Raw genomic sequence first — 21934 nt, forward strand, 5'->3', positions numbered from 1 at the left:
TAATATGGTCGCCACTTGTCCGTGCCTTGCACACTGTTCTCGACAAGGGATTTCAACCTGATTTTCAACGAGAGTCTGCATCTGATGCCATTAACCGAACAGGCCCGCTGGTTCGTACTGGGGGGCGAGCACCTCGTCCTGCTGGATGAACAGGGCCATATTCCGCAAGGCCCCCGAGCCTGTTTGCCTGCCCATTTTCACCCGGCGTCATTCGAGCGTTTCGATGAGTGGGATGGCCTGCCCTGCTATTTGCTGGACCTGGGGGCAGATGCCGATGCCAGCCATTTCACCCCGTTGCGCCAGCTGATGGTAGCGGGGGATGAAGAGGGATTTCGTCTCGCGGGTCGCGCCTGGCAGCTGGCGACCTTTCGGCGCAGCCACCGCTTCTGCGGCGAGTGCGGTGCCCCCATGGCCCCCAAGGCGGGTGAGTGGGCCCAGGTGTGCCAGCTTGGCCACACCGTCTATCCGCGCATCTCCCCCTGCATCATAGTGGCGGTGCGCAAGGGTCCCGAGATCCTGCTGGCGGCCCATCGCCGTCACTATCAGGTGGAGGACCCCATGTATACGGTGCTGGCAGGCTTCGTGGAAGCGGGGGAGAACCTGGAGCAGTGCGTGGCGCGGGAGGTGTTCGAGGAGAGCGGCATCCGGGTGCGCAACGTGCGCTATGTGGCCAGCCAGCCCTGGCCCTTCCCCCACAGCCTGATGATGGGGTTTACCGCCGACTACGATAGCGGCGAGATCCGGGTACAGGACGATGAACTGGTGGCAGCGGATTTCTTCACCGCCGACCGGCTGCCACGGTTGCCGCCCCATGGCACCATAGCGCGACGTTTGATTGAGCAGAGCCTGGCCGAAGAGGGTTGAGGTCGGTCTGACCTTGTCATCAGGGTAAAAACGGGGCGCTTGTTTGCGCCCCTTCACATCTTTGCGCTTGCAGCGGCCTGGCCGCATCTTTGGGCCGTCCCCCGCCGCGTACAAAGTGGTATCATATCCGCCATTTTATGCATGACCTGACTCAGGAACTGGGATGAAAGAGCTGAAGAACGATCGATACCTGCGTGCCCTGCTGCGCCAGGACGTGGACATGACACCAGTATGGATGATGCGCCAGGCTGGCCGTTATCTGCCGGAATACAAGGCGACCCGCGCCGTCGCGGGGGACTTCATGTCCCTGTGCCGCAACGCCGAGCTGGCTTGTGAAGTCACCTTGCAGCCCCTGCGCCGTTATCCGCTCGATGCCGCCATCCTCTTCTCCGACATCCTGACCGTGCCCGACGCCATGGGGCTGGGTCTCTATTTCGAACAGGGTGAAGGCCCGCGCTTCGAGCGACCCATCAAATCCATGGCTGACGTGCAGGCGCTGCCCATTCCGGATCCGGAAGACGAGCTCGGCTACGTGATGAATGCGGTGCGCACCATACGCCGCGAGCTCAAGGGTGAAGTGCCGCTCATCGGTTTCTCCGGCAGTCCCTGGACCCTGGCCACCTACATGGTGGAGGGGGGCAGCTCCAAGGCCTTCACCAAGATCAAGCAGATGATGTATGCAGAGCCGCAGACACTGCACCTGCTGCTGGACAAGCTGGCCGACAGCGTGATCGGGTATCTCAATGCCCAGATCAAGGCCGGTGCCCAGTCCGTCATGGTGTTCGACACCTGGGGCGGCGTGCTGACCCCGCGGGATTACCGCGACTTCTCCCTGCAATACATGCACAAGATCGTTGACGGTCTGATCCGCGAAAACGAAGGTCGCCGCGTACCGGTCACTCTGTTCACCAAGAACGGTGGCCAGTGGCTGGAGCAGATCGCTGCCACCGGCTGCGATGCCCTGGGGCTGGACTGGACCATAGACATAGCGGACGCCAAGCGCCGGGTCGGTGACAAGGTGGCGCTGCAGGGCAACATGGATCCTTCCATGCTCTATGCGGCACCAGCGCGTATCCGCGAAGAGGTAGCCACCATACTGGCGGGCTTTGGCAGCGGCAACGGCCACGTCTTCAACCTGGGTCACGGTATCCATCAGGATGTGGACCCGGAACACGCGGGCGTGTTCGTCAACGCTGTGCACGAGCTTTCTGCTCAATACCACGGCCGTTGAGGCGGGCGAAAGCCCTAAAAAATTAAGGCGCCATTGGCGCCTTAATTTTTGGTATCGGCCCACAGGGGCCTTTTAACGAGAGAGACGCTTACTTGGCTGCGTAACGCTCGGCAGAGGTAACGATCTCGGCTTCGGCAGCGGCCTTGTCGCCCCAACCTTCAACCTTGACCCACTTGCCTGCTTCCAGCTCTTTGTAACGCTCGAAGAAGTGCTGGATCTGGGCTTTCAGCAGCTCGGGCAGATCGTTCACATCCTTGATGTGGTCGTACTGCTTGGTCAGCTTGGAGTGCGGCACGGCCACGATCTTGGCATCTTCGCCAGATTCGTCGGTCATCTTCAGCACGCCAACCGGGCGGCAACGAATGACGGAGCCAGCCAGCAGCGGGTAAGGAGTCGGCACCAGCACGTCGACCGGATCCCCATCCAGAGACAGGGTGGCGTTCACGTAACCGTAGTTGCACGGGTAGAACATAGGGGTAGACATGAAGCGATCAACAAAGATGGCACCGCTGTCCTTGTCGACTTCGTATTTGATCGGATCGGCATTCTGCGGGATTTCGATGATGACATAGATGTCGTCGGGCAGGCTCTTGCCAGCCGGTACCAGGTTCAGGCTCATGACGTTTCCTTCAGTGTTGGAGTCAAGTTTGCAGGCCGATATTATAGCGATGTCGCGTCAAATGACCATATTTCGAGGGCACTGTGACAGAGTTGGCTGATGTCGCGCAGCCAAGGTCTGCCAAATTGCTGTCACCTTCTCCGGGGTTGGTGATTTCTCGTCGCGACCGCGGCTTGTGCCGCAACCTCAACAACCCCTAGAATGCGCACTCCCTTTACTGGAAAAGGCAGCGGTATGCATATTCACATTCTCGGGATCTGCGGCACCTTCATGGGTGGTCTGGCGGTGTTGGCAAAACAGCTTGGCTATCGGGTGACCGGCTCGGATGCCAACGTCTATCCCCCCATGAGTACCCAGCTCGAGCAACAGGGCATAGAGTTGACCGAGGGTTATGATCCCTCCCAGCTCGATCCGGCACCGGATCTGGTGGTGATCGGCAACGCCATGAGCCGTGGCAATCCCTGTGTGGAGTATGTGCTGGATCGCAATCTGCCCTATATCTCCGGTCCTCAGTGGCTGCTGGAGCATGTGCTGCAGGATCGCTGGGTGCTGGCCGTGGCGGGCACCCATGGCAAGACCACCACCGCCAGCATGCTGGCCTGGGTGCTGGAGTACGCCAAGCTGGAGCCGGGTTTCCTTATCGGTGGCGTGCCGGGCAACTTCCCGGTCTCAGCCCGCCTGGGCTCTGCGCCCTTCTTCGTCATCGAAGCGGACGAATATGACTGTGCCTTCTTCGACAAGCGCTCCAAGTTTGTTCACTACCATCCGCGTACTCTGGTGATGAACAACCTGGAGTTCGATCACGCTGACATATTCCCGGATCTCGCCGCCATCCAGCGCCAGTTCCACCACCTGATGCGCACAGTGCCGAGCAATGGCCGGGTGCTGTTCCCGCAGGCCGACGACAACCTCACTGCGGTGCGCAAGATGGGCTGCTGGAGCGAAGTCGAGCTGGTGGGTCAGGACGACGCCAAGTGGAAGGCGGTCAAGCTGGCCGATGACGGCTCCGCCTTCGAGGTGTGGCTGGATGGGAGCAAGCAGGGCGAGGTGCACTGGGAGTGCATCGGCGAGCACAACGTCAACAACGGTCTGATGGCCATCGCCGCTGCCCGTCACGCCGGTGTCATGGTAGAGCACGGCATAGCTGCCCTGCGCCAGTTCAAATCCCCCAAGCGGCGGATGGAGCTCAAGGGCGAGGTGGCGGGCATCAGCGTCTATGACGATTTTGCCCACCACCCCACCGCCATCGAGACCACCCTGGGCGGCCTGCGTGCCAAGGTGGGCAAGGCCCGCATCCTGGCGGTGCTGGAGCCCCGCTCCAATACCATGAAGCTGGGAGTCCACAAGGAGGAGCTGGCAGCCTGCTTCGACGGCGCCGACGAGGTGTTCTTCTTCCAGCCACCCAACATAGGTTGGGATCTCGGGGAGGTGACAGCCCACATGAGCCGTCCGGCCAAGGTGTTCAACGAGCTGGAGACCCTGATCAACCGCCTGGTGGCCGAGTGCCGCGACGGCGATCATATTCTGATCATGAGCAACGGCGGTTTCGGCGGCATTCATGACAAGCTGATCGCCCGTCTCAAGGATTACCACGGCGAACTATGACGTCGTTGCTGACCCCTTGCGGTTGTTTGTTCCCATGCCAGAAGAGCCAAGGACCATCATGCTGAAACAAGTCACCCTGGCGCTGACCGGCGCCTCCGGCGCCCCCTACGCCCTGCGTCTGCTCCAGTGTCTGGTGCAGGCGGACTATCGGGTTTATCTGCTGGCCTCATCGGCGGCCAGAGTCGTGCTCAAGACAGAGCAGCAGCAGGATTGGCCCGGCTCCCCCAGAGATCTCTCCGCCTACCTCTGTCGCCAGTACGGCGCCAAAGAGGGTCAGATAGTGGCCTGCGGCAAGGAGGAGTGGTTCTCGCCGGTGGCCTCGGGGTCGGCGGCACCGAAACAGATGGTGGTCTGTCCCTGCTCCATGGGTACAGTGTCGGCCATTGCCAACGGCGCTTCCGACAACCTGCTGGAGCGGGCGGCGGATGTGGTGATCAAGGAGCGCGGCCAGCTGATCCTGGTGCCCCGCGAGAGCCCCTTCTCCGCCATCCATCTGGAGAACATGCTGAAACTGGCACGGCTCGGGGTGACCATAATGCCCGCCGCCCCCGGTTTTTATCATGAGCCCAAAAGCATCGAGGATCTGGTGGACTTCATGGTGGCGCGGATCCTGGATCACCTCGGAATCGAGCATGGCCTGACAGAGCGTTGGGGTTACGCCAAATCTTGAGGCGAGATGTGAGCGAATAGCAGACAAACAAAAGCGGCGCCGACCTGAACAGTCCGGCGCCGCTTTTTATTCACGAGGCGGGTTATGCAGCCTGGATAGGGGCCGTCACGTACTTGAACAGAAAATCGGTCACATCTTCCCGTGAGGGGCGTTGTGGCTGATTGATCATCTGCATCATGACGTAACCAAAGCCGGTCAGGGAGCGAGCCAGGTCCTGGGCGGACAGCACACTCTGGATCTCACCGGCATCCATGGCTTGTTGCAAGTGGGGTGCTATGCGTTCCAGCGCCTTGTCCAGCAACTTGGCGTAACGGGGCCAGACCTCTTCCCGCACCGATGAGCTCCACTCCAGCCAGATACTGGCGTGGTCGGGCTGATCGTAAGCGGCGTCAACAAACAGCTTCACGTGACGGTGAATGCTCTCTTTGACCGGGCCCTGGCCGGTATAGGCCTGTTCCAGCATCTGGTGAACGAAACGTTCGATCTCGGCCAACACCTCATCCACCAGCTCTTCGCGGGTGTTGAAATAGTTGAACACGGTAGCTACCGAGACTTTGGCCTGTTCTGCAATTTCGGCGTGACCCGCACGGCCAATGCCGCGACGGGAAAACACTTCGATGGCACATTCCATCAATTGATTGCGCCGAGCTTCCGGAGAAAGCCGGGTTCGACGTCTAATTTCTGCGCGTGGTTCCATAGTTTTTTCATCTAATAGTTATTGATTATGGTGTTTATAGTATTGTCACCGATAATGCCCGAGGGCCTGCTAACTCTATCAATTAAAATAAGCCGATAAAAGCATCACGTATGCCTGACGCCTCTCGGCTTGGATGGTAGAATCCTCGGTTTTGACGTTAATGAACGGCCAAATCCCCTTTGGCCATGAGGGAGTAAGTGATGAAACACACTGTCGAGGTGATGATCTCCGAGGCCGATGTTGCCGCCCGGATCGCCAAATTGGGTGAAGAGATCACCGCCCGTTATCAGGGTTCTGACGAAGTGGTCATGATTGGCCTGCTGCGTGGCTCCTGCGTCTTCCTGGCCGACTTGTGCCGCCAGACCCCGCTGCCCATTACCCTGGATTTTATGACTGCCTCCAGCTACGGCTCCGGCATGCGCAGCACCCGTGACGTTCGTATCCTGAAAGACCTGGATGATGACATCAAGGGCAAGGATGTGGTGATCGTCGAAGACATCATCGACACCGGTTACACCCTCAACAAGGTGCGTGAAATCCTGTCACTGCGCGAGCCGAAATCCCTGGCCATCTGCACCCTGCTGGACAAACCGTCCCGCCGCGAGGTGCAGGTGCCGGTGGACTGGATCGGTTTCTCCATTCCGGACGAATTCGTGGTGGGTTGTGGCATTGACTACGCCCAGAAGTACCGCAATCTGCCGTTTATCGGCAAAGTAGTTCCGCAAGAGTAAGCAAGGTCCAGGAAGATCCCGGGCGAGGTGGTCTAGCGCCATCTTCTGTCTGCAGGCGGCCTTGGCCGCCTTTTCTGTATCGAGATGGGATCCGCCATCACAGAGGTTGCAATGAACGCATTGGAAATCAGCGGCCTGAAAAAGACCTATCAGGGGGGCGTCGAAGCCCTTAAAGGCATAGATCTCACCGTCAAGCAGGGGGATTTCTTCGCCCTGCTCGGCCCGAACGGCGCGGGCAAGTCCACCACCATAGGTGTCATCAGTTCACTGGTGAACAAGAGCGCCGGCAAGGTGAAGGTGTTTGGCTACGACATCGACAGCGATCTCGAACAGGCCAAGGCCCAGCTCGGCCTGGTACCGCAGGAGTTCAACTTCAGCCAGTTCGAGAAGGTGAGTCAGATAGTCACCCATCAGGCCGGTTTCTACGGCGTGCCCAGGGCGGAAGCCAAGATCCGCGCCGAGAAGTACCTGCGTCAGCTCGACTTGTGGGACAAACGGGACATGCCGGCCCGCACCCTCTCCGGCGGCATGAAGCGTCGGCTGATGATAGCCCGCGCCCTGATGCATGAGCCCAGACTGCTGATCCTGGATGAACCGACCGCAGGGGTGGATATCGAGATCCGCCGCTCCATGTGGACCTTCCTCAAAGAGCTCAACGAACAGGGTGTCACCATCATTCTCACCACCCACTATCTGGAAGAGGCCGAGATGCTGTGCCGCAACATCGGCATCATCGACAAGGGTCGGCTGATCGAGAACACCAGCATGAAAAACCTGCTGGGCAAGCTGGGCCGCGAGACCTTCATGCTGGATCTGGCACCGGGCTCCGCCGTGCCAAACGTGCCCGAGTTCAACGGCCGCATGCAGGATGAACGCACCCTGGAAGTGGATCTGGAAAAGAGCCAGTCCCTCAACAGCCTGTTTGAGCAGTTGTCTAGCCAGCAAGTGCAGGTGCTGAGTATGCGCAACAAGGCCAACCGACTGGAAGAGTTGTTCGTCAACCTGGTCGAGGAGGGGAGAAAAGCATGAATCTGACCACCTACTACATCGCATTCAAGAGCATTCTGGCCAAGGAGATAAGCCGCTTCACCCGGATCTGGATCCAGACTCTGGTGCCGCCCGCCATCACAATGAGCCTTTACTTTGTCATCTTCGGCAACCTCATCGGCTCGCGCATCGGTGACATGGGGGGCTTCAGTTACATGGAGTTCATCGTGCCCGGTCTCATCATGATGTCGGTGATCACCAACTCTTACTCCAACGTCGCCTCCTCCTTCTTCAGCGCCAAGTTCCAGCGCAACGTGGAAGAGTTGCTGGTAGCCCCTGTGCCCAACTACATCATCATCGCCGGTTACGTGGGTGGTGGTGTGGCGCGGGGTATCTGTGTCGGTCTCATCGTCACCCTGGTGTCGCTGTTCTTCGTGCCGTTGCAGATCCATCACCTGTTCAGCGTCTGCTTCACCGTGCTGCTCACTTCGATCCTGTTCTCCCTGGGTGGCCTCATCAATGCGATATTTGCCAAGACTTTTGACGACATCAGCATCATCCCCACTTTCGTGCTGACGCCGCTTACCTATCTGGGCGGGGTGTTTTATTCCATCAGCCTGCTGCCGCCCTTCTGGCAGGGGGTCTCCCAGGTGAACCCCATCATCTACATGGTGAACGCCTTCCGTTACGGCTTCCTCGGTATCTCCGATGTGCCGCTCGGCACCGCCTACCTCATCATCATCGGCTTCATAGTCGCGCTCTACGGATTGGCCTGGTGGCTTATTTCCCGGGGTACCGGATTGAGGCACTGAGTTGCAACCATGAAAAAGGCGCCTGTTGGCGCCTTTTTACTGCATGAGGGTTAGCCCCGGAGGAGGGGAGCGTCATATTGCGCCGGTTCGTCGCTGTAGACGCAGACGTTCCATTTGGCAGCCAGGCCATCCTCGGCCAGGCAGTAACGCTCGAAGAAGGATTTGATCTCGGTGCGCTGGCAGTGGGCCTCGAAGCTGGCCATGTCACGCCAGATCTCGTTGAAGACGATGGGGAAGCTCTCCCCTTCGGCAAAGGGGCTGGGGATATGGCGGGTGACAATGTACTGCTGGCAGCCATCTTCGCGCAGCGTGTTTGGCTCGAGTGCCTGCAACACCTGAAACAGGGCCTGTTCCTGGCCGGGCTTGGGCAGGAACTGGGCGATGCAATAAACCTTCTTGGACATGTAGTTCTCCTGATCGGGGTTGCTCAGGCGCTGAGCATCACCACTCGGTTGTCGATGAGACGGGCCTTGCCCAGGTAAGCCGCCATCAGGATCACCAGATGCCGGCTCTTGTCGGTGGCCGACTCCAGGGTAGTGGCATCGACGATGTCGATGGCGTCGGTGCGAAAACCGGCGTTGTCGAGGCGCTGGCTGGCCTGGGCCACCAGGGAGGGCAGGTGGTGATCACCTCCTTCAATCTGCTCGGCAATCCAGTTCATGGTACGCGCCAGCTCGGGTGCCAGCGCCCGCTCGGCCGTCGTCAGATAGCCGTTGCGTGACGAGAGCGCCAGCCCGTCTTCAGCCCGTACCGTGGGCACGCCGACGATCTCGATGGGCATGGCCATGTCGGCCACCATCTTGCGAATGAGCGCCAGCTGCTGGTAATCCTTCTGGCCGAAACAGGCGACATCCGGTTGTACCAGGTTGAACAGCTTGGTCACTACGGTACTGACGCCACGAAAATGGCCCGGGCGCAGCGCCCCTTCCAGCAGGCCGGAGAGACCCGGCACTTCGACGAAGGTCTGGCTGGCCAGTCCCTGTGGATACATGATCTCCGGCGTCGGGGTAAACACCAGGTCGACCCCCGCAGCGTTCAGGGCGGCGCAATCCTCTTCCAGCGTACGGGGATAGTTGGCGAGATCTTCGGCCTTGTCGAATTGCATCGGGTTGACGAAGATGCTGACCACCACCTTCTCGGCGTGGCTGCGCGCCTGCTCAACCAGAGTGAGATGGCCCTGATGCAGATTGCCCATGGTGGGCACGAATGCGATGGAACGCCCTTCACGGCGCCAAAGGCTAATCTGTTCACGTAAAACGAGAGGATTGTTAACGACCAACATCAGCAGTGCACCTTCGGATTAATCAAAGAGATATGGGTTAATAAATCAAAGGGATACGGATTAAATCAGCCTGCCATGAATGGCGAAACGGGGGCTTTCGCCCCCGTTGCCGTCCATGAGGCCTGGATCAGTTGAAGCTGTGCTCCGGACCGGGGAAGGTACCCTCGCTCACCTGTTGCACATAGAGCCGGATGGCGGCATGCATGTCACCGGTTTCGGCCAGGAAGTTCTTGGTGAACTTGGGCACATAACCGGAGGTGATGCCGAAGGCATCGTGCATCACCAGGATCTGGCCGTCGGTGGCCGGGCCTGCACCAATGCCGATCACCGGGATCCGCAGTGCCTTGGTGATGCGCTCGGCCAGGGCGACCGGCACGCACTCGAGCACCAGCAGCTGTATGCCGGCTTCTTGCAGGCAGAGCGCCTGACGGTAGATCTCCTGGGCCTGATACTCGTCACGCCCCTGCACCTTGAAGCCGCCAAACACATGGACGGACTGGGGAGTGAGACCGAGGTGACCACAGACAGGCACGCCGTTGCGGGTCAGGTGGCGAATGCTGTCACACAGCCAGTCGCCCCCTTCCATCTTCACCATGCGGGCACCGGCCGCCATCAGGCGAGCGGCTGTCTGGTAGGTCTGCTCCGGGGTGGCATAGCTCATGAACGGCATGTCTGCGATGATCAGTGCATTGCTGGCACCACGGGCGACACAGCGGGTGTGATAGACCATCTCATCCACGCTGACGGCCAGGGTATCCTGACCCCCTTGCAGCACCATGCCCAGGGAATCCCCGATGAGCAGCACGTGGGCGCCCTCATCGTCGAACAGCTTGGCGAAGCTGGCATCATAGGCGGTGATGGCGGTGATTTTTTGGTCGTCCTGCTTCATCTTCAGCAGGCTGGCGGTGGTGATCTTGCTCATAACGTTTCAGGGCTCCTAAACGTCTGCACCGGGGGCAATGATGGCAAGATCATTGGTCGGGCAGCGGGCAACCAGTTCCGCGAGCGGGGTGCCGCAGGGCAGCACCAGAGCGGGCGCAATCTCGGCCAGGGGCAGCAGCACGAACTCCCGCTCCTTCATGCCGTAATGAGGAACGACGAGGCGCTCGTGCCCTATGATCTGATCGCCATAGAGCAGCAGATCCAGATCCAGGGTTCTCGGGCCCCAACGCTCATCCTTGCGCACACGTCCCTGTTCCAGCTCGATTCTTTGCAATTGATCCAGCAAGGCCAAAGGGCCTAGCCGGGTCGTCAGCCGGACTACGGCATTGACGTAGTCCGGCTGATCCGCAGGGCCCATGGGGCGGCTGCTGTAAAACGAGGAAGCCTGTTGCAACCGGGACTCCGGCAGCGCCGCCAGTGCGTCGACGGCGCGGCTAGCCTGACCCAGGGGGTCAGCCAGATTGGATCCGATGGCAACGAAGACCTCGGTCATGACGCTGGTGGTCACTGCGCCGCTTTCGGTTTGCGACGGCGCGGGCGACGACGGCTGCGACTGCTGCTATCACGTTTCTCGCCGTCACCGCTGCGGGGTTCACCGGCTTGGGCATGCTCGCCGCTGGCAGGGCGGCGGGTCGCTTCCCGTTGCAGCTGCGGGCGTACGTCAGGGTTGGACTCCACATAACGTTCCCACCAGCTGGCGAGCTCGCCAAGGCCGCGCTCGACCCGGTTGCGCAGCAACAGGAAGTCGTAGGCGGCGCGGAATTTCGGGTGCTCCATGGCACGCTCGGGATGACGGCCCTGACGGCCCTGACGGCGGGTCAGGCGCTGCTGCAGTGCCCAGATATCGCGGACATCCGTGGTGAAGCGGCGTGGTACTGCGATGATACGTACCTGATTGTCCAGCACCTCGTTGATCGCCAGCATGAAGGCGTCGTGCCAGGGCAGGCCACTTTCGTTTTCCAGCACGCGGGCACGGGCTTCGACACAGCCCCACAGCAGGGTGGCGTAGAGGAAGGCGGGGGTGACCCGTTTGTCTTCCCGCACCCGGGTATCGGTATCGATCAGCGCCAGCTCGATGAACTGCTCGAACGGCGAGGTGCCGTGGGGAGTGAACAGGGCGGCCACTTGCGGGAACAGCGGCTGGAACAGCCCATATTCACGCATCAGCTTGTAGGTCGCCAGACCATCGCCAGCCAGGAACAGCTTGAGCGTCTCCTCAAACAGACGGGCGGGTGGAATATCCTGCAGCAGCGGGGCCAGCTCCTTGATAGGGGCGGCGCTGCGCGGGCTGATGGTCATGTCCAGCTTGGCGGCAAAACGCATGGCGCGCAGCATCCGCACCGGATCCTCGCGATAGCGGGTCTCGGGGTCGCCGATCAGTTCCAGTTTGCGCTGGGCGAGATCCTCTATGCCACCTTCGAAATCGTGCAGGGTAAAATCCCGGGCACTGTAGTAGAGGGCATTGACGGTAAAGTCGCGGCGCTCGGCATCCTCTTCGATGGTGCCGTAGACGTTGTCGCGTAGCAGCATGCCTTCATCAGACTGGGCCGAGACATGCTTGCTGGTATTGACCTGATGGTGGTGACCCCGGAAGGTGGCCACTTCGATCACGTCACGACCAAAGACGATGTGGGCCAGGCGGAAGCGGCGGCCAATCAGGCGGCAGTTGCTGAACAGCGCCTTGATCTGCTCCGGCGTTGCGTTTGTGGCAATGTCGAAATCCTTTGGCGTTCTCCCGAGCAGAATATCCCGGACACCTCCGCCGACCAGGTAGGCATCATAGCCACCCTTGTTCAGGCGATAGAGCACCTTGAGCGCATTCTCGCTGATCTCTTTGCGCGAGATGGGGTGCTGGTCACGGCTTAAAGTACGACGCTGCCCGGTTACGTGGGCTGGGATGGGAGACTCCACCGACTGCTCGCCGTCTTCCTTGCCGAGCACCTTGCGGCAAAAGTTTGCGATCTGGGAAAAAATGGTACACCTCTTCATGACTTCTAAATTGACGGGAGGCCAAAAAATAGCGGCCTATCATAGCTCAGGCCTGACCAAATGAAAAACGATGTACTTCATTCAACAATTTCAGGCTTGGCTAAATAAAAATTTGTACTGTCTATGTCAGAGAGCCCAGGCTGATCTTCTCTCTGGATGGGACTTGGTCGAGCCGCCAGTGGGCAATACCCCAGCCGATCACCTCGTCAATCCTGCTTGCCATCAGCTCGGGTGGCGGACATTGGCCGAGAAACTCGAGTGCCTGCCACAGGGCCGGTCTGACCTCGTCCAGCGCCAGTGCCGGAGCATGGTTCTGCTTCGACAGTTTGTGGCCGTCCGCCAGCACCGCCAGCGGCAGGTGTACCCAGGTGGGCACGTTTGCCCCCAGGGTCTGGTAGAGGGCAATCTGGCGCACCGTGGGCTCCAGCAGATCGGCGCCGCGCACTATCTCAGTGATGCCGCAATCCATGTCATCTACCACCACAGCCAGGTTATAGGCATAGAGGCCGTCCCGGCGGCGGATGATGAAGTCTTCATCGGCAAGACCGGCGGGCACAGAGACGTGTCCCTGCAGCGCATCCTCGAAATGGTAGACGGGATGGCGCTGGCGCAGCCGGGCGGCGCAACCTTCTGCCGCCAGCCCCAGTGCGCGGCAGTGACCGTTGTAAAAGCCGCCGCCTGCCATGATCTCGCGCCGGGTACAGCGGCACCAGTAGAGATCCCCTGCCTGATAGAGCTGCGCTATGACGTCGTCATAGCGGCCGTGGCGCTGGCTCTGGTACATCACCTCCCCATCCCACTCAAGGCCATGGGCCTCCAGTGTCTGCAGGATAAGAGGGGCGGCACCGGCCATCTCCCGTGGCGGATCTATATCTTCGATCCGCACCAGCCAGCGTCCTTGCTGCGCCCTGGCCTGCAAGAAACTGCCGAGCGCCGCTATCAGGGAACCAAAGTGGAGCGGGCCTGACGGGGAGGGAGCAAAGCGGCCTATATAAGGGCGAGTCTGGGGAGACGGGACTGTATTCACGGACATGGCAATTCGGGCAAACGGTTCATTGAGGCTGCATTCTGGGACGCCCCAGCGAAAAGCTCAATAAAAAAGGGAGCCTGCAAGCTCCCTTTTTTCAGTTATGCCAGTGGTCGGTATCAACCGGCCATCTGTTTTTCCTTGATTTCAGCGAGTGTCTTGCAGTCGACACAGAGGTCGGCTGTCGGACGGGCTTCCAGACGACGGATGCCGATCTCGATACCGCAGTGTTCGCAGTAACCGAAGTCATCGTCTTCGAGCAGCACCAAGGTCTTCTCGATCTTCTTGATCAGCTTGCGCTCACGGTCGCGGGTACGCAGTTCAAGAGCGAACTCTTCTTCCTGCGCGGCACGATCCACGGGATCCGGAAAGTTGGCTGCCTCATCCTTCATATGGTCAACGGTGCGGTCAACTTCCTGCATCAGTTGATTGCGCCAGGCTCCCAGGATCTTGCGAAAATGTGCCTTTTGTTGGTCATTCATGTACTCCTCACCCGGTTTTTCCTGGTAAGGCGCCACACCCGCAACGGCCAGGGGGCCCAGAGATTTCCTGTTTTCGCCTGTTGGCATGCCCTGTCTCCTAATTCAGCACGCTACCCGTGCCATCCATAAATTGAGGGCGACATCTATAGCAGAAGGGTAACGCGTAGGCAAACAAGCCGTACCAATTATGTTACCCACACCTACATTTATTCGCTGCCCTCGGGTAGCAGGTGACAAGATTCAAACGGGATAAAATCTTGGGCCACCATGCTCTGCACCCCAACATGGGGTCGATAGCATAAAATTTCAACCCCTGCCGTAATTGCTTGCTCAATAAGCAGACTATAGTGCGGATCTATGTGTGCTGCAGGGCGCATTCTCACTATTCCGGAGTGTAAAACCATAAATAACAGCACGGCTCTGTGACCTGCTGCCTTCATGACCATCAATTCACGCAAGTGCTTGGCACCGCGGGCAGTGACCGCATCGGGAAAGTAGCCCATGCCGGGCTGCTCCCGCTCATCGAGCAGGGTTACCGACTTTACCTCTATGTAGCAATCCGGCTTGCCGTCATCTTCCAGCAGCAGGTCGATGCGACTGTTCTCTTCGCCATATTTCACCTCGGTGCGCAGCCTCGCATAACCGGTGAGCGGAGCCAGTGCCCCTTGTTCGATCAGCTCGCGGGCTATCTGGTTGGCCCGCGCCGTGTTGACGCAAATAAAGTGGCCCGCCGGGCTCTCGGCGATCTCCCAGCTGTGGGGCAGCTTGCGCTTGGGATTGTCGGAGGTGGAGTACCAGACTCGGGTACCAGGGTCGGCGCAGCCGGTCATGGCGCCGGTATTGGCGCAGTGAATGGTGATCACCTCGCCATTGTCGAGCCGCACATCGGTCAGGAAGCGCTTGTAGCGGGAGATGAGCTGCCCGGACTGCAGGGGAGGATCGAAGATCATGGTGTGGTTCTCTCTTTTATAGGCAGGAAGCGAGGGCGATCGACTGTCACGACGCCATCTTCTCTCTGGCGCGCAGGGGCCAGCAGGCGAGCGGTTCATAGCGAACCCCGTCCTGCGTCGTGACCGACTGATAGAGGCAGAAGTGGTCTGCCTGCAACACAAAGTCAGGTGCTGGCAGATCTGCGGGTGCCTCGCCCGCCTTGCGTGATAGAGTCACATGGGGGCGGTAACCCTGTTCCCCATTGCCCAGCCCCAGCTTTTCGCCGTGACGGCGCAGGGCCCTGGCCAGTACATTGAGCTCGTTGGGCCATGCTTTGGGGCCCACCCAGGCCGCCTTGGCGCGGCTGAACCAGCCGGTTTCATCGAGAGTGATGACAAGGGGTGGACAGTGCTGACGCTCGGCGGCGGCCATCAGGCGGGCAGTGGTGACCTGATCCGCTTCACCCAGAAAGGCCAGCGTCAGGTGGAGGTTCGCTTCAGGCACAGGTTGGCCGGGCCAGGGGCGCTGATCACGCCAGTCGATAAGCTCGGGGGCGAGCTGTTGCAGGGGCAGGGCAAAGAAAAGTTTGGCCATCTTGGTGAGGATGCCTTTTTACGCTCATAACATGACGCCATTCTATGGCAGCCATCGCTGCCATGTCTCGCCATCCTGTTATCCCGTTCATATCTATGGCTCGAGTGGGATGACGGCCATGATGATCATCTTGCCGTCGCCTGTGCCGGCGACATCTGCTCACGGTGGCCGCGAATGCTATGGCAGAATGGGCGCCGTTTTAAGGTCGCTAACGTAAGGTGTTTGCCGCTTTGTCCCAACTCCCCATTGTTTCGGTGCTGCCCGTGCTGTTTGCCGCCATTGATGCCCATGCCAGCGTGATCCTGCAGGCCCCTCCCGGCGCGGGCAAGTCAACTCTGCTGCCGTTGGAGCTGGTGCGCCAGAACCGGCTGCCCGGTCGCATCATAATGCTGGAGCCCCGTCGGCTGGCGGCGCGCAATATCGCCAGCTTCCTGGCTCGCCAGTTGGGGGAGAAAGTCGGGGAGCGCATCGGCTTGCGGGTCCGGGGCGAGAGTCGTACCAGCGCCCGGACCCGACTCGAGATTGTCACCGAGGGGGTGCTGACCCGGATGTTGCAGCAGGATCCCGAGCTCAGCGGCATCTCCCTGGTCATTTTCGATGAGTTCCACGAGCGCAGCCTGCATGCGGATACCGCGCTGGCGTTTGCCATCGAGAGCCAGCAGGGGCTGCGGGATGATCTCAAGCTGCTCATCATGTCTGCCACCCTGGATGGCATGGCGCTCGAGAGTCTGTTGCCCCATGCTCCCGTCATCCGCTCCGAAGGGCGCGGCTTTCCCATCGACTACCACTACCGTCCCGCCAACCGTCAGCAGTGGCTGGATCCTCAGGTGGGCGCAGTGGTGCTGGAAGCGCTGGCCAGCCATACCGGCAGTGCTCTGGTGTTCTTGCCAGGCCAGGGGGAGATAGAGCGGCTGGCGCAATGGCTGGAGGGGCGCTTGCCGGATGACGTGCGCCTGGCTCCCCTCTATGGTCGCCTCGACATGGCGGCCCAGCAGGCCGCCATCGAGCCCGCGCCTGCGGGTCAGCGTAAGCTGGTGCTCACCACCAATGTGGCTGAGACCTCCCTTACCATCGAAGGCATCAGTTTGGTCATCGACAGCGGATTGGAGCGGCGCGCCAGCTTTGATTTGAAAAGTGGCGTCACCCGGCTGGAGACCCGCCAGATCGCCAGGGCGTCGGCCACCCAGCGGGCGGGCCGTGCTGGCCGTCTCGGTCCCGGGGTCTGCTACCGACTCTGGAGCGGCGAGGTGCAAGAGCGGCTCGCCGAGCAGAGTCCGCCCGACATTCTGACCCAGGAGCTGACCGGTCTGCTCCTGGATGCCGCCCAGTGGGGGGCAAAAGTAGAGAGCCTGCCGCTGCTGGATATGCCTCCCGCCGCCGCCGTGGCCAGCGCCCAGCGGTTGCTGGTCAGCCTGGGTGCCATGACGCCGGAAGGTGAACAACAACTTACCCCCGCCGGCCGCGCCATGGCGGCCTTCGGCACACATCCCCGGTTGGCGCGCATGCTGCTGCGAGCCCGCGAGCTGGAAACAGAGGGTCTGACAGGGATTGTCGCCGATGCGGCTTTCCTGGTGGCGCTGTTGGAAGAAGATCTGCGAGGATCGGAGCGCCTCTCCGTGCTGTTTCATCGCCGACAGGGCGCCCTGCGTCAGGGGGCGGCCCGCTGGTTCGAACGCCTCGGTGTCAGGTCCGACGCTTCTCAACGCCAATCCCGGGGGGAGTGGCTCGGGTTGCTCTGCGCCCTCGCCTGGCCGGATCGGATCGGCAAGTTACGCAGTGGCAGCCGTTATCAACTCAGTGGTGGGGTGAGCTGCGATCTGGTAGAAGGTCATCCATGCCAGGGACAAGGGGCCCTGATCGCCATCGAGATGGGGCAAAACGATCGTGGCAGCCGCATCTTCATCGCCGAGCCGGTGGAGCTGGACGAGCTGGCGCGCCAGCTGCCGGAGCTGGTAAGCGAGCGCCAGTGGTTCGACTGGGACGAGCGGGTACGGGCCGAGCGCCAGCAGGTGATCGGTGAACTGGTGCTGAGCCAGCGGCCGCTGACCGACCTGACCGATGAACAGAAGGGGCGCTGTTTGCTGCAGGGCATATGTCGCAAGGGGCTGCATGTGTTGCCCTGGGATGAGCAGAGTGAAGGGCTGCTGGCCCGATTGCGTTGCGCCCGCGATTGGCTGCCGGATGATGGCTGGCCTGCCATGGACGACGAAAGCCTGCTGGCGGGCCTCGAGGCGTGGCTGCTGCCTGCGGTGAGTGGCATGACCCGGCTGGAGCAGCTAAAAAGGCTCAATCTCTGCGACGTGCTGCGTCAATCCTTGTCCTGGCCGCTGCCCAAACGGCTGGATGAGGCGCTGCCGAGCCATTTCACGGCACCGACCGGCAGCCGGGTACGCATCCGTTATCAGCCGGGCCAGGCGCCTGTGATCCCGGTGCGTATTCAGGAGATGTTCGGGCAAGGCACAACCCCGTGCGTGGCAGATGGACGGGTGGCGCTGGTGGTGGAGTTGCTCTCCCCGGCCCAGCGGCCGCTACAGATCACCGCCGATCTCGCCGCCTTCTGGGCGGGCTCCTACGCCTTGGTAAAAAAAGAGATGAAGGGGCGTTATCCTCGTCACTACTGGCCGGATAACCCGCTGGAAGCCATGCCAACCAAGGTCACCAAGAAGAAGATGGGATTGCAGGATTAACCTCTCCCATTAAGGTCAGAGCCCTATCAGGGGCCTGACAACAGAGTAAAAACGAGTTCAGGGACGAAAGCCTTGGTTTTCGTCGGGTCGACGGCATGGGTCGACCGGTAATCATGCCCGCGATGGCGATATAACGAATAGCAAAGAGGATTCATGGCAACGCAACGACGCAAGCGTACACCCAAGAAGGTGGCGCCCAAACGCACCATCTGGCGCAAGCTGTTCTGGCTTGGCTTCAAGCTCTCCCTGGTGGTGGCGGCCTTCATGGTGGTATTTGGCATCTATCTCGATACCAAGGTGCGCGAGCGCTTTGACGGGGAGAAGTGGCAACTGCCGGTGATGGTTTACAGTCGTCCGTTGGAGCTCTATCCCAGCCAGCGCCTCTCCCAGGCCCAGATGCTGCGCGAGCTCAACATGCTGAGCTACAAGCAGGTGCGTCAGCCCCATACTCCGGGCGAGTACGCAGTGAGTGGCAATCGTATCGAGCTCATCCGCCGTCCATTCGCCTTCCATGACGGCGCCGACGGTGCCCGTGGCCTGCGCCTTACCTTCAGTGGCGCTCGTCTGGAAGGGATCCAGTCGCTGGAGAACCAGCGTCAACTCGGTTATGCCCAGATGGACCCGGTACTGCTCGACCGCCTCAATACCGAGGATCGGGAAGATCGTCTGCTGGTGCGCATCGCCGAGGTGCCGGACAGCCTGCTCATCACGCTGCTGACCACAGAGGATCGCGACTTTTACCAGCATGGCGGCGTCTCGCCGGTGGCCATCATGCGTGCCATGGTGGCCAACGTGCTGGCCGGTCGTACCGTGCAAGGGGGCAGTACCCTGACTCAGCAGCTGGCCAAGAACTTCTTCCTGACCCGCGAACGCAGCCTGTGGCGCAAACTGCAGGAAGCCTACATGGCGGTGCTGATTGACTACCGCTATAGCAAGGACGAGATCCTGGAGGCCTATCTCAACGAGGTCTATCTGGGGCAGAACTTCTCCCAAGGGGTATATGGCTTCGGGCTCGCTTCCTACTTCTACTTCGGCATTCCGGTCAACGAGCTGGACATAGATCAGGTGGCCCTGCTGGTGGGGCTGGTGAAGGGACCCTCCTATTACGATCCCTGGCGCTTCCCGGAGCGGGCCAAAGCCCGTCGTGATCTGGTGCTCAAGCTGCTGATGGATCACGGCAGCCTGCAAGCGGCAGAGTACGAACTGGCCAGCAAGCAGCCGCTTGGCATCATTACCCGTGGCCAGATGAGCTATGGCCGCACCCCGGCCTTCATGGGCCTGCTCAAGCGCGAGATCCAGAGCCGTTTCGGGCCTGATCTGCTCAAGCAGTCCGGCCTCAAGATCTTCACCAGTCTGGATCCCATCGCCCAGCATGCCGCCGAGCAGGCGGTCGCATCGGGACTGGCACTCATCGAGAAGCAGCGTGGCAAGAAGAAGCTGGAGGCGGCCATGGTGGTCTCCGACTGGCACAAGGGTGAAGTGGTTGCACTGGTGGGTGGCCGGGATCCTCGCTACGCCGGTTTCAACCGGGCGCTGGATGCCCGCCGGCAGATTGGCTCTCTGGTCAAGCCTGCCGTCTATCTGACCGGCCTCTCCAACGGCCTGACGTTGGCGAGCCCGCTCAAGGACCAACCGATCCGCATTCGTGGCAAGGATGGCCAGATCTGGACACCGCAGAACTATGATCGCAAGTTCCGCCAGAGCGTGCCTTTGATGGATGCGCTGGCCAGCTCCCTCAACGTGCCAACTGTCAACCTGGGTCTGCAAGTGGGGCTGGAGAAGGTGGTGGACACATTGCACAAGCTAGGGGTAGAGCAGGAGATCCAGCCCTATCCGTCGCTGGTGTTGGGTGCTGTGGCGCTCTCCCCCATGGAGGTGAACCAGATGTATCTGCCCATCGCCAACCAGGGGATGACCCAGCCGTTGTCGGCCATCCGCGCCGTGGTCAACAGCGATGGCAGTACTCTCTATCAGCATGATCAGACCGCCAAGCGGGTCACGGACGAGCAGGCCAGCTGGCTCACCCTGTTTGCCATGACCAAGACGGTGAGCCAGGGCACGGCCCGCTCACTCAACGCCAAGTTCCCCGGCGCCACCATGGCGGGCAAGACAGGCACCACCAACGAGCTGCGTGACTCCTGGTTTGCAGGGCTGGACAACAACGAGCTGGTCAGTGTCTGGGTGGGGCGTGACGACAACACGCCGGCGGGGCTGACAGGCTCCAATGGCGCCCTGCAACTGTTTAGCGGTTACATGGGCCAGCGTGGCGTCAACAGCCTTGCCATCAAGATGCCGCAAGGGGTGAGTTGGGCCAACTTCTCCCGCGCCAGCGGGGCCAGAGTGGCCAGCGATTGCCCGGGCAGCCTGCAGGTGCCTGCCAAGCTGGCCGGGCTGGCCGAGCCCATGAGCTGCAGCAGCCCATCGCCACGCAGCGCACTGGATGACTGGTTCGGTGGTTTCTTCAACTGATAGATGAAACGGGCAGCGCAGGCTGCCCGTTTGACTGGAGTCCTCATGTCTTTGCCATTGTTTGACGCCATCCACCATGTGGCCATCATCGCCAGCGACTACGACCGCTCGCGTCACTTCTATCACCAGGTGTTGGGACTGCCCATCATTGCTGAAACCCTGCGTGAGGCGCGCCAATCCTGGAAGCTGGACTTGGGGCTGCCCGATGGCAGTCAGCTGGAGCTGTTCAGCTTTCCGGCCCCCCCTGAGCGTCCCTCACGCCCGGAGGCCTGTGGCCTGCGCCATCTGGCGTTCAGGGTGAGCGACCTGGACAGGGTCATGCGGCATTTGCAGCATCATCAGATAGAGGTGGAGCCGGTGCGGGTGGATGAATTGACCGGCAAGCGTTTTACCTTTTTCGCCGATCCAGACGGTCTGCCGCTGGAGCTGTACGAGGTGAGATAGCGTTTCTGTGATGCCGTCGCGACCAGTAAAAAAGCCGCCCAGTCTGTGACCGGGCGGCTTTTTTCATTGTGGGGTCAAGTTCATCAAGCCGTGGTCAGCAGCGCCACTGCGACAGCCATGACCACTATGCCGACCCAGCCGATGGGCTTGAGGCGCTCGCCAAACAGCAGCAAGCCACCAAGCGCCGTACCGAGAATGCCGATGGCACCCCAGGTGGCATAAGCGACAGCAAGGTCAATCTTGCCGGTACCCACGGCTTTGGAGAGCAGGGTGAAGGCGCAGAGCACCAGCAGAATACCGAAGAAACCCCAACCCTTGTGACGAAAACCCACCGAACGATTGATCGCCATGTTGGCGCCAATATCCAGCAGGGCGGCGCCGAGTATGATGACTATCGGGCTCATACCGCACCTTCAATCTTGACGGGGGCAATGGGTCTGCGGCGACGGGGTGCCGGATCATCATGGGTCTCACCCATTGTCACCATAACAATACCCACTATTGCCAATGCCAGACCTATCAACTCCTGAGTGTTGAGGTCATAACCCAGGAACAGGATGGAGATGATGGTGATCAAGCCGATCCCCAGTCCTTCCCACAGGGCAAACGCAATACCAATGGAGATTGTTTTGGCGGCTTTGGCCAATAACATGTAAGAGACGGTGATCAGGATCCACATCGGCAGATAGTTGATCCAGCCGGCATCATTGGCGGGGATCATGGCCATGCTTGAGGTGCCCGCGACCTCGGTGAAAATGGCAGCCGTCAAAAATATTCGGGCTAAAAGCATTCGACTGAGTAACATAAAATTTCCTTCTGTGGCTGAGACGGATGAGAGGATAACCCTAGTGATACTTGAGTCAGGAATCGCT

Annotated in this window: 23 protein-coding genes; 10 read left to right on the forward strand and 13 right to left on the reverse strand. The window is 60.4% G+C overall.

The window, feature by feature from the left end:
* The first annotated feature begins 84 nt into the window (after nt 1-84).
* Nucleotides 85-864: an NAD(+) diphosphatase gene (gene nudC, locus AXW79_RS08210; RefSeq protein ID WP_011898367.1), complete on the forward strand. Its 780-nt coding sequence runs from the start codon at nt 85-87 to the stop codon at nt 862-864.
* A gap of 163 nt (nt 865-1027) precedes the next feature.
* Nucleotides 1028-2095 (forward strand): uroporphyrinogen decarboxylase, encoded by a 1068-nt coding sequence (hemE, locus tag AXW79_RS08215; protein ID WP_005313219.1) that lies wholly within the window; start codon nt 1028-1030, stop codon nt 2093-2095.
* 88 nt (nt 2096-2183) lie between these two features.
* Here the strand turns inward: hemE and ppa are convergent, their stop codons facing one another.
* On the reverse strand, nt 2184-2714 hold the full coding sequence (gene ppa, locus AXW79_RS08220; protein ID WP_005313216.1) for an inorganic diphosphatase: 531 nt from the start codon (nt 2712-2714) through the stop codon (nt 2184-2186).
* A gap of 234 nt (nt 2715-2948) precedes the next feature.
* Here ppa and mpl point away from each other — a divergent pair, with 234 nt between their 5' ends.
* Together mpl and AXW79_RS08230 are read left to right on the forward strand one after the other, a co-directional pair.
* Nucleotides 2949-4319 (forward strand): UDP-N-acetylmuramate:L-alanyl-gamma-D-glutamyl-meso-diaminopimelate ligase, encoded by a 1371-nt coding sequence (mpl, locus tag AXW79_RS08225; RefSeq protein ID WP_005313214.1) that lies wholly within the window; start codon nt 2949-2951, stop codon nt 4317-4319.
* A gap of 58 nt (nt 4320-4377) precedes the next feature.
* Nucleotides 4378-4989: a flavin prenyltransferase UbiX gene (locus tag AXW79_RS08230; protein WP_005313212.1), complete on the forward strand. Its 612-nt coding sequence runs from the start codon at nt 4378-4380 to the stop codon at nt 4987-4989.
* A gap of 82 nt (nt 4990-5071) precedes the next feature.
* Here the strand turns inward: AXW79_RS08230 and AXW79_RS08235 are convergent, their stop codons facing one another.
* A complete protein-coding gene (locus AXW79_RS08235; RefSeq protein ID WP_011898368.1) occupies nt 5072-5686 on the reverse strand; it encodes a TetR/AcrR family transcriptional regulator in 615 nt (204 codons plus the stop codon).
* A gap of 200 nt (nt 5687-5886) precedes the next feature.
* On the opposite strand from AXW79_RS08235, the gene hpt reads away from it, so the two are divergent.
* The 3 genes from hpt (at nt 5887) to AXW79_RS08250 (ending at nt 8216) form a co-directional block, all read left to right on the forward strand.
* Nucleotides 5887-6417 (forward strand): hypoxanthine phosphoribosyltransferase, encoded by a 531-nt coding sequence (gene hpt / locus AXW79_RS08240; protein ID WP_005313207.1) that lies wholly within the window; start codon nt 5887-5889, stop codon nt 6415-6417.
* A gap of 111 nt (nt 6418-6528) precedes the next feature.
* On the forward strand, nt 6529-7446 hold the full coding sequence (locus tag AXW79_RS08245) for an ABC transporter ATP-binding protein (protein WP_005313204.1): 918 nt from the start codon (nt 6529-6531) through the stop codon (nt 7444-7446).
* Nucleotides 7443-8216 carry an ABC transporter permease gene (locus AXW79_RS08250; RefSeq protein ID WP_005313201.1) on the forward strand — a complete coding sequence of 258 codons (774 nt, stop codon included), beginning with the start codon at nt 7443-7445 and terminating at the stop codon, nt 8214-8216. Before AXW79_RS08245 ends, AXW79_RS08250 begins: the two co-directional genes overlap by 4 nt.
* A gap of 50 nt (nt 8217-8266) precedes the next feature.
* Here the strand turns inward: AXW79_RS08250 and AXW79_RS08255 are convergent, their stop codons facing one another.
* From AXW79_RS08255 to thpR, 9 genes are all read right to left on the reverse strand, one after another.
* The gene (locus tag AXW79_RS08255) at nt 8267-8620 is read right to left on the reverse strand and encodes a putative quinol monooxygenase (RefSeq protein WP_005313198.1); all 354 of its coding nucleotides are present in this window, start codon (nt 8618-8620) and stop codon (nt 8267-8269) included.
* A 23-nt stretch (nt 8621-8643) separates the two neighbouring features.
* Nucleotides 8644-9498, reverse strand: coding sequence for a pantoate--beta-alanine ligase (gene panC / locus AXW79_RS08260; RefSeq protein WP_005313195.1), 855 nt, complete (start codon nt 9496-9498; stop codon nt 8644-8646).
* Nucleotides 9499-9625: 127 nt separating this feature from the next.
* Nucleotides 9626-10420, reverse strand: a complete 795-nt coding sequence (gene panB / locus AXW79_RS08265; protein ID WP_005313192.1) for a 3-methyl-2-oxobutanoate hydroxymethyltransferase — start codon at nt 10418-10420, stop codon at nt 9626-9628.
* A 15-nt stretch (nt 10421-10435) separates the two neighbouring features.
* Nucleotides 10436-10933 (reverse strand): 2-amino-4-hydroxy-6-hydroxymethyldihydropteridine diphosphokinase, encoded by a 498-nt coding sequence (folK, locus tag AXW79_RS08270; RefSeq protein ID WP_011898372.1) that lies wholly within the window; start codon nt 10931-10933, stop codon nt 10436-10438.
* Between the two features lie 11 nt (nt 10934-10944).
* Complete coding sequence (gene pcnB, locus AXW79_RS08275) at nt 10945-12429, reverse strand: polynucleotide adenylyltransferase PcnB (protein ID WP_005313187.1); 1485 nt, start codon at nt 12427-12429, stop codon at nt 10945-10947.
* A 121-nt stretch (nt 12430-12550) separates the two neighbouring features.
* Complete coding sequence (gluQRS, locus tag AXW79_RS08280) at nt 12551-13462, reverse strand: tRNA glutamyl-Q(34) synthetase GluQRS (RefSeq protein WP_005313184.1); 912 nt, start codon at nt 13460-13462, stop codon at nt 12551-12553.
* Nucleotides 13463-13575: 113 nt separating this feature from the next.
* Complete coding sequence (gene dksA, locus AXW79_RS08285) at nt 13576-14025, reverse strand: RNA polymerase-binding protein DksA (RefSeq protein ID WP_005313182.1); 450 nt, start codon at nt 14023-14025, stop codon at nt 13576-13578.
* Between the two features lie 119 nt (nt 14026-14144).
* Nucleotides 14145-14888: a DNA/RNA nuclease SfsA gene (gene sfsA / locus AXW79_RS08290; protein ID WP_005313179.1), complete on the reverse strand. Its 744-nt coding sequence runs from the start codon at nt 14886-14888 to the stop codon at nt 14145-14147.
* Between the two features lie 46 nt (nt 14889-14934).
* Nucleotides 14935-15462: an RNA 2',3'-cyclic phosphodiesterase gene (gene thpR / locus AXW79_RS08295; protein WP_005313176.1), complete on the reverse strand. Its 528-nt coding sequence runs from the start codon at nt 15460-15462 to the stop codon at nt 14935-14937.
* A gap of 230 nt (nt 15463-15692) precedes the next feature.
* Between thpR and hrpB the strand changes: the two genes are divergently transcribed.
* The 3 genes from hrpB (at nt 15693) to gloA2 (ending at nt 21062) form a co-directional block, all read left to right on the forward strand.
* Nucleotides 15693-18149, forward strand: a complete 2457-nt coding sequence (hrpB, locus tag AXW79_RS08300) for an ATP-dependent helicase HrpB (protein ID WP_005313175.1) — start codon at nt 15693-15695, stop codon at nt 18147-18149.
* A gap of 153 nt (nt 18150-18302) precedes the next feature.
* Nucleotides 18303-20618: a penicillin-binding protein 1B gene (gene mrcB, locus AXW79_RS08305; RefSeq protein ID WP_005313172.1), complete on the forward strand. Its 2316-nt coding sequence runs from the start codon at nt 18303-18305 to the stop codon at nt 20616-20618.
* Between the two features lie 45 nt (nt 20619-20663).
* Nucleotides 20664-21062, forward strand: a complete 399-nt coding sequence (gloA2, locus tag AXW79_RS08310; protein WP_005313169.1) for an SMU1112c/YaeR family gloxylase I-like metalloprotein — start codon at nt 20664-20666, stop codon at nt 21060-21062.
* 83 nt (nt 21063-21145) lie between these two features.
* On the opposite strand, the gene AXW79_RS08315 is transcribed toward gloA2, so the two are convergent.
* Both AXW79_RS08315 and AXW79_RS08320 read right to left on the reverse strand, forming a co-directional pair.
* Complete coding sequence (locus tag AXW79_RS08315) at nt 21146-21466, reverse strand: SMR family transporter (RefSeq protein ID WP_005313167.1); 321 nt, start codon at nt 21464-21466, stop codon at nt 21146-21148.
* Nucleotides 21463-21867 (reverse strand): SMR family transporter, encoded by a 405-nt coding sequence (locus AXW79_RS08320; RefSeq protein WP_063639046.1) that lies wholly within the window; start codon nt 21865-21867, stop codon nt 21463-21465. The genes AXW79_RS08315 and AXW79_RS08320 overlap by 4 nt, the downstream gene beginning before the upstream one ends.
* Nucleotides 21868-21934 lie beyond the last annotated feature (67 nt).

Source organism: Aeromonas salmonicida subsp. salmonicida (assembly GCF_001643305.1).
In the GTDB taxonomy this organism is placed as follows: Bacteria; Pseudomonadota; Gammaproteobacteria; order Enterobacterales; family Aeromonadaceae; genus Aeromonas; species Aeromonas salmonicida.